The following is an 8407-nucleotide window of genomic DNA, read 5'->3' on the forward strand; positions in this document are numbered from 1 at the left end:
GACTTTTTAGTTCTAAAACATAGCGAATAAATAAGTACAACTGAAAAACAAACTACAGGTATTATAAATGATGATCTAACAGCTGCTTCTGCTCCTGTGAACATAGGAGTTATACTAGACAATGACCCACTGTCTATAAAACTACCCATTAGAGGTGTTATAACAGCTCCACCAAGTATAGCCATTATAAGTCCTGCAGCTCCAACTTTTACTTCTTCTCCTAGATCTTTAAGAGCTATACCATAGATTGTTGGGAACATTAATGACATACAACCTGATATGGCAACTAAGCACCATACTGATTGATTTGTAGGTAAGTATATTGTCCCTAAGCTAGTTGCTATGCCACCAACTGCAAATACTGACATCATTATAGCTGGATCAATATATTTCATTAAAGCTGTACATATCCAACGACATATTATAAATGAAACTATAGCTATAAGATAGTATTGAGCTGAATCAGCTTCATTTAATCCAAGAGTAGTCATCACATATTGTATTGTCCAAGTCCATACTGATATTTGAACACCCACATAGAAGAATTGAGCTATTACCCCAAATATATATCTAGGTATTTTTATAAGTTTTTTTATTGAATCAACTATATTAAGATCTCCTGATGTATCTTTTTCAGAACCTTTATCTCTTTTAAAAAAGAACCAAATAATCATAGCTATAACAACTAACCCCACATAAGGTACGCATACCCATAATAATTCATTACTACGTATTTGACTTAAAGCATCTGGACTCATCGCCACACGTTCTTCATATGTAGCGGGATTTAAGTTACTTAATATAAGATATTTAGCTAGTATAATACCACTTAAAGAGCCTATTGGGTTAAATGCTTGGGCTAAGTTAAGTCTTCTTACACTAGTTTCTTCATCCCCTAATGCAATAACATATGGATTACATGTTGTTTCTAATATAGAAAGGCCTCCTGCTAATATAAACACTGATACTAAAAATAAATTAAAGTTTTGTAAAATAGCAGCTGGAATATATCCCATTGCCCCCACTATATATAAACCTAAACCTACTAATACACCAGTTCTATAAGAATACTTCTTTATAAGCATTGCTGCTGGTAATGCTAATACAGCATATGATCCGTAAAATGCCACTTGAGTCATAGAGGCATCTGCTGCTTCTAGCATAAATATTCTTCCGAATGCCGGAACAAGGTTATCTGTCATATTATTTAAAAGTCCCCAAAGAACGAAACATGATATAAGCATTATAAAATGCATTCTATATTTTTTAGGTACAATAGATAACTTTTCTTTTGCACTAACATTTTCATTCGATAAATTTTGCATAATACTCCCCCTATAATTTAAATTAGAAAACTATTTTTCTTTTCTATATCTTTTAAATCCTGGATGTTTTCCTGTTACCCCATAACTTTCTCTCATACCTATTAGTCTATCTATGTTATCTCTTGATATTTCTTTTTCTCCACCTAATAAATGAGCCGTTAAGCTTATCTTAGCGTATAACTCTAAAGTTTCCATTCTATAATAAGCTGTTATTAAATCAGCTCCTACTGTTAATGCTCCATGATTTGCTAATAATAATACATCATGTTCTTGTAAATATGGTGCAATAGCATTAGGAACTTCGTATGTAGACGGTGTTCCATATGGTGTTACAGGTATAGAACCAACTGCTACAATAGTTTCTATCATTGTATATCTATCTAAATCTAAGTTAGCTACTGCATATCCTGTAGCTGTTGGTGGATGAGCATGTACAACTGCTCCCACATCCTCTCTTTCTTGATAACATCTTAAATGCATTTTTATTTCTGAAGAAGATCTCGCTCCCTCTGGTCCGTCTATAATTTCCCCCTTAGCATCTATGTGAACTAATTTTTCTGGTGTTATAAAACTTTTACTTATACCTGTAGGTGTAGCTAAAAAAGTACCATCTTCTAACTTAACTGATACATTCCCATCATTAGCTGCCACCCATCCTAGTTGCCACATTTTATGACATACATCACATATTTGTTCTCTTATATCCATGTATTGTAATTCTTTAGTGCATTCCATTCTTATTTACCTCCATAACTATAATTACTAATCAACTACTACGCCTTTCTGTAATATAACGTTTGCATACAATGCTTTTTCCCCTGTTGCCACTATTGCATATGCCTTTTTAGCTTTATCATAAAAAGCAAAACGCTCTATATTGCTAATAGCTTCTTTCCCTCTATTATCATATTTACTTATAATCTCCTCATATGTATCCCATATAGGTGTTTCTACATTATCTCCTGGAACAACTTCCATTAAATTAACTGGTTTTTCTACATAAGTATCTAGAGGAAATACTGATAATATTGCATCTAATAATTCAGGCATGCCATGTCCATCACAACGAATAACTTTGCAATCTTTCCCCATACTTTCAGCTGGAAAGTTTCCATCAGATAAAACTATTTGATCGCTATGCCCCATTTCACATAGTATCTTTAATAATTCAGGTGATAAAATTTTAGGTATTCCTTTTAACATTCTACCAACTCCTCAACTTTTATTATTTTTTTAAATTTATAAAAAGCTTCCTCCCATAATTTCGTATCTTTTGGCAAATATCTATATATTTCTTGTGAATCCTTAATAATCTTACGAGCTTCTTTTAAATTCTTTATTTCCCCTGTTGCCATTAGTTGAATTGCTATATTACCTAATACAGTAGCTTCAACAGGCCCTGCTGATACATGCATCCTACATGCATTAGCAGTCATTTGACTTAACATCTTACTTTGTATTCCTCCACCAAGCATATATATAGTAGAGTACACTTTTCCCGTACAATGTTCTATTTCCTCCAGTGCAACTCTATACTTAAGTGCTAAACTCTCATTTATACATCTAACTATTTCAGCTTCATTTCTAGGTACTGGCTGATTAGTTTTTATACAGTATTCTCTAATTCTTTCAGGTATATTTCCTGATGGTGTAAATACTGGATCATCTGGATCTATAAATGATCTAAACGGCTCTGCATTTTGTGCCATTTCCTCTAACTCCCCAAAGCTATAAACTTTTCCTTCTCTTTCCCACTGTCTTTTACTTTCTTGTATTAACCATAAACCAATTATATTTTTTAAGAATGATGCTTTTTCTTCATATCCACTCTCATTTGTAATGTTATAACTATTTGATTTTTCATTAATAATAGGATCATTAAGCTCTGTTCCTAATAAAGACCATGTACCACAACTTAAGAATATAAAATCTTCTTCCTGAGTAGGAACAGAAACTAATGCACTTTGTGTATCATGCCCTGATACTGCTATAACATCAAACATATCTATTTTTAATTCTTCGCTTATATCTTCAGATAATTTTCCAATTATAGTTCCACTTGGTACGATTTCTGTGAATAAATTTTCAGGTAAACCAAGTGATTTAATCACTTTATCAGACCAGTTTCTATTTTTAGCATCAAAAAGTTGCGTTGTTGATGCTATAGAATTCTCAGTAACTTTTTTCCCAGTTAACATATAGTTAAATAGGTCTGGCATTAGTAGCATCACATCTGCCCTTTCAAGCAGATGTAATCTATTTTCTTTTAGTGATAGTAATTGGAAGGCTGTATTTATTTCCATAAATTGATTACCTGTTATCTCATAGAATTCATCTTTAGATATTTTTTCAAAGCTTTTTTCTATCATTCCAGCTGTTCTTCCATCTCTATAGTGGATAGGATTTTCTAGTAACTGTCCATATTCATCTAAAAGAGCAAAGTCAACTCCCCATGTATCTATACCTATACTATCTATCTTTCCGTATCGTTTTGATTTTACCAAGCTTTGCTTAATTTCAAAGAATAATCTTAATACATCCCAGTACATTGTCCCCCCAACAATCACTGGATCATTAGAAAACCTATGTATTTCTTCAATGTATATTTTATTTCCATCAAAAGTACCTAACATAGCCCTTCCACTAGATGCCCCAAAGTCAAAAGCTAATAATTTTTTATCTAAATTTTTATTTTCCATACTATCACCTTCTATTACTTATACATTGGTCCATAAACTTGGCAAGCTCTATAATCTTGACCTTCTTTATCCATTCCAAATGCATTCCATGCAGCTGGTCTAAATATATCTTCTTCTGGTACATTGTGCATGCTTACTGGTATTCTTAAAATAGAGCATAAAGTTATTATATCTGCACCTATATGTCCGTAGCTTATAGCTCCATGGTTAGCTCCCCAGTTATTCATTACATCATAAGCAGATTTAAAAGCACCTTTTCCTGTTAATCTTGGTGCAAACCAAGTACAAGGCCAAGTATAGTCAGTTCTCTTCCATAATTTATCTGATACTTCACTTGGAAGGTTTACAGTATATCCCTCTACTAATTGAAGTACTGGTCCTATTCCTTTTACAAGGTTTAGTCTCATCATTGTTACTGGCATTTCTGCTTCTGTTAGGAATCTTGAAGAGTATCCTCCTCCTCTGAAATATCCATTATCAGCTGCATTCCATGTAGTTGCTGCAAGTATTGCCTCTTGATCTTCTTCATTTACTTCAAACCAAGGTTTCATTACTCCATTTCCGTTTTCATCTTTTGCTTGACCACTAGCATCTAAACAAGATGCTCCTGAGTTTATTAAGTGTATAAATCCATCAGATTCCTTTGCTACACCTTCTAGCTCATATCCAGTAGCTTTTTTAACTGCTTCTGGAGACCAGTATGTACGAACATCTGAGAATATTTGAGCTGTATTAGTTAATAATTTTCCAAATAACATACTTATTCCATTAAGAACATCATTTTCAGTAGCTAGAACATAAGGCTCTCTAGCTCCATCCCAGTCAAATGAAGTATTAAGCAATGCTTCTGGGAAGTCACAGTTTGGATAGAAATCTGTCCATTGTCTTTGTCCTTGGAATCCTGCAGCTATTGCATTATGCCCTAACTTTTCTTCTTCACATCCTTCTGGTAATTTTTCATTTCCGTTCATTAAGTCTTTTATTATACACATCATCTTAACAACAAATTCCCAATCAGCATCTTTTTGTTCTCTTGATTTTTGAACATAATCTGGATTTTTATCAAAACCTTCTTTGCATTTTTCTTTAGTCCAGGCTAATGCTCTTTCAAATTCATCTTTATCATATATTTCTTCAGTCATTCTTCTTATTATTTCTGTTTCATCAACTGATTCAACTCTCATTCCTAAATATTCTTCTATGAATGCGGGGTCTATTATAGATCCTCCTATTCCCATACATATAGAACCTATTTGTAAGTAAGATTTTCCTCTCATAGTTGCTGCTGCAACGGCTGCTCTACCAAATCTTAATATTTTCTCTTTTACATCCTCTGGTATTTCTGTTGCATCTGCATCTTGAACATCATGTCCATATATTCCAAATGCAGGAAGTCCTTTTTGTGCATGAGTAGCAAGTACTGATGCTAAATAAACAGCTCCTGGTCTTTCAGTTCCATTAAATCCCCAGACACCTTTTATAGTCATTGGATCCATATCCATTGTTTCTGCTCCATAGCACCAACAAGGTGTAACTGTAAGTGTTATATCAACGCCCTCTCTTCTAAATTTATCTGCACAAGCAGCTGATTCAGGGACTCTACCTATTGTAGTATCTGCTATAACAACCTTTACTGGATCCCCATTTGAATATTTTAAGTTATTTCTTAATAATTCTGCTGCAGATTTAGCCATATTCATAGTTTGTTCTTCTAATGAACCTCTTACATCTAATACTCCTTTTCTTCCATCAATTGTAGGTCTTATACCTATTACTGGATATTCCCCAACTAATCTACTTTTTGCCATAATATTTGCCCCTCCAAATTATAATAATTTTCTTATTTTGCACTTGTTAATTATTTATTTATATTTAAATTGTAAACGTATTCATAACTTAAATCTTGTGTTATAATAGTCAAAAAATATAAATATTTTCACTTTTTATTTATAAAAAGGGGGTATAATAATATGAAATTTTTTGACTATAAGGAAGAAAAACAACATGGAAGATTTGACTTTCCAATAGAGTTTTACCATGTTGATCAAAGTCATCCTAGATATGATATGACTTATCATTGGCACACTGAATGGGAAATAATTAGAATTTTAAAGGGAGAATTTTTAATAACAATTAATGATGAAAAGGTTTTAGCCCAAAAAGGGGATATTATTTTTATTCAAGATGGAGCTTTACACGGTGGTACTCCAAATGAATGCATTTATGAATGCATAGTTTTTGATATAAAGTTACTTTTAAAACAAAATCATATTTGCACAAAACTCATTCAAGATATCATTCACCATAATAAGTTGATAAACATAAAGATTCCTTCAAACCTTATGCCTTTAAACTTAAACTGCGAATTTTTATTTGATTCATTAAGTTCTAAATATGATGGATATGAATTTATTACTCAAGGATCTCTATATAACATAATAGGTATAATTTTAAAAAATAAACTTTATACAATTAATGATCGAGTTTCAAGTAAAACAGAAGAAAAAATGCTTCAATTCAAAAAAGTTATATCAATGATAGAAGAAAATTATTCAAATACTATCACTTTGGATGATTTATCTAAAGTTGCTGGTATGACACCTAAATATTTCTGTAAGTTCTTCCAAAGTATGAGTAATAAAACACCTATAGAATATTTAAATCTATATCGTATTGAAAGTGCTTGTGAACAACTTCTAAGTACAGATTTACCTGTTACTGATATCGCTATAAATTGCGGATTTAATGATGTAAGTTATTTTATTAAAACATTTAAAAAATACAAAGGTCTTACACCAAAACAATATATAAAAAGTAGGGTTTTAAATAAGTAAATTTAAAAAGGTACTTACTTTAAAAAAGTAAGTACCTTTTAATTATAAAAAATTTATTTTGTATTTATTCTAATTTTTAAATAAGTTCATAAGCTAGTTATATTAAAGATTCATATAATTTAGCTATATCATCCACAGAAGTTTCTTTTGGATTACCTGGTCTACATGCATCAGCATACGCAGATTCTGCTAAAAATCGAATATCTTCTGTTTTAACTATATCTTTTAAATCTGATGGTATACCTACATCCGAAGAAAGTTTTTTAACTGCATCAACTGCTGCTTTTCTATATTCTTCAACAGTCATATTTTCAGTTCCTTTAACCCCCATAGCTGCTGCTATATGCTTATATTTTTCTCCTGTTGCATCTGCATTATACTCCATAACAGTTGGAAGTATTATTGCATTTGCTATACCATGAGGAGTATCATATAATGCTCCTAAAGGATGTGCCATAGAATGTACTATTCCAAGGCCTACATTTGAGAATCCCATACCTGCTATATATTGTCCTAAAGCCATTCCTTCTCTACCTTCTGCAGTATTTTCTACTGCTCCTCTTAAGTTATTTGATATTATTTCTATAGCTTTTAAATGAAACATATCTGACATTTTCCAAGCTCCAGCAGTGATATACCCTTCTATTGCATGTGTCAGAGCATCCATACCTGTAGCTGCTGTAAGTCCTTTTGGCATACTTGACATCATATCTGGATCAACTATTGCTACAACTGGTATATCATTTGTATCTACACACACAAATTTTCTATTTTTTTCGACATCAGTTATTACATAGTTTATAGTAACTTCTGCTGCTGTTCCTGCTGTAGTTGGAACTGCTATTATTGGTACACATTTATTTTTAGTAGAAGCAACTCCTTCTAAACTTCTTACATCTTCAAATTCTGGATTATTTATTATTATCCCTACTGCTTTTGCTGTATCCATAGATGAACCACCACCTATAGCAATTATGTAATCTGCTCCTGATGATTTATATGCTTCTACTCCTGTTTGAACATTTTCTATTGTAGGATTTGGTTTTATGTTTGAATATACTTCATAATCTAATCCAGCTTCATCTAATATTGATGTAACCTTAGTTGTAACACCAAACTTTATTAAGTCCGGATCTGAACATAAGAAAGCTTTCTTTAAATTTTTACCTTTCACTTCTGTAACTATTTCTTTTATTGCTCCTGATCCGTGATAAGAAACTTCATTTAATACTATTCTATTCGCCATTATTATTATCCCCCTATTCTTATATGTAATTGTTATTTTTTTATCATTTTATAACTTAATTGTACTTTCATATAATGATTATTTCTATTAATATAATGGCATTTAATATGATTATTTTCACTTTTTACAAAAAAATAAACAGCATATCATAAGACATACCGTTTATATTTTTACATAATAAAAAAGATTACGTGGCTACGTGCTACTCTCCCAGGGGGCTTCCCCCCAAGTACCATCGCCGCTCAAGAGCTTAACTTCTGTGTTCGGAATGGGAACAGGTGTATCCTCTTTGCTATAATAACC

General features: G+C 32.0%; 7 protein-coding genes and 1 rRNA gene. 1 reads left to right on the forward strand and 7 read right to left on the reverse strand.

What is annotated here, in order from left to right:
* The 5 genes from fucP to J7G74_RS02280 all read right to left on the reverse strand — a co-directional run.
* Nucleotides 1–1325 (reverse strand): L-fucose:H+ symporter permease (gene fucP, locus J7G74_RS02260; RefSeq protein ID WP_297131345.1); only part of this gene is annotated, 1325 nt, incomplete at its 3' end.
* A 30-nt stretch (nucleotides 1326–1355) separates the two neighbouring features.
* Nucleotides 1356–2060, reverse strand: coding sequence for a class II aldolase/adducin family protein (locus J7G74_RS02265; protein ID WP_297131348.1), 705 nt, complete (start codon nucleotides 2058–2060; stop codon nucleotides 1356–1358).
* Nucleotides 2061–2087: 27 nt separating this feature from the next.
* Complete coding sequence (locus J7G74_RS02270; RefSeq protein ID WP_297131351.1) at nucleotides 2088–2528, reverse strand: RbsD/FucU family protein; 441 nt, start codon at nucleotides 2526–2528, stop codon at nucleotides 2088–2090.
* Complete coding sequence (locus tag J7G74_RS02275) at nucleotides 2522–4024, reverse strand: rhamnulokinase (RefSeq protein ID WP_297131354.1); 1503 nt, start codon at nucleotides 4022–4024, stop codon at nucleotides 2522–2524. The genes J7G74_RS02270 and J7G74_RS02275 overlap by 7 nt, the downstream gene beginning before the upstream one ends.
* A 14-nt stretch (nucleotides 4025–4038) precedes the next feature.
* Nucleotides 4039–5832 (reverse strand): L-fucose isomerase, encoded by a 1794-nt coding sequence (locus J7G74_RS02280; protein WP_297131357.1) that lies wholly within the window; start codon nucleotides 5830–5832, stop codon nucleotides 4039–4041.
* 162 nt (nucleotides 5833–5994) lie between these two features.
* On the opposite strand from J7G74_RS02280, the gene J7G74_RS02285 reads away from it, so the two are divergent.
* Nucleotides 5995–6858 carry an AraC family transcriptional regulator gene (locus J7G74_RS02285; RefSeq protein WP_297131360.1) on the forward strand — a complete coding sequence of 288 codons (864 nt, stop codon included), beginning with the start codon at nucleotides 5995–5997 and terminating at the stop codon, nucleotides 6856–6858.
* A gap of 97 nt (nucleotides 6859–6955) precedes the next feature.
* Here the strand turns inward: J7G74_RS02285 and fucO are convergent, their stop codons facing one another.
* Together fucO and rrf are read right to left on the reverse strand one after the other, a co-directional pair.
* Complete coding sequence (fucO, locus tag J7G74_RS02290) at nucleotides 6956–8104, reverse strand: lactaldehyde reductase (protein WP_297131365.1); 1149 nt, start codon at nucleotides 8102–8104, stop codon at nucleotides 6956–6958.
* A gap of 189 nt (nucleotides 8105–8293) precedes the next feature.
* Nucleotides 8294–8407, reverse strand: a 5S ribosomal RNA gene (gene rrf, locus J7G74_RS02295); the annotation flags it as partial.

It is taken from the genome of Terrisporobacter sp. (assembly GCF_017888745.1).
Classification (GTDB): Bacteria; Bacillota; Clostridia; order Peptostreptococcales; family Peptostreptococcaceae; genus Terrisporobacter.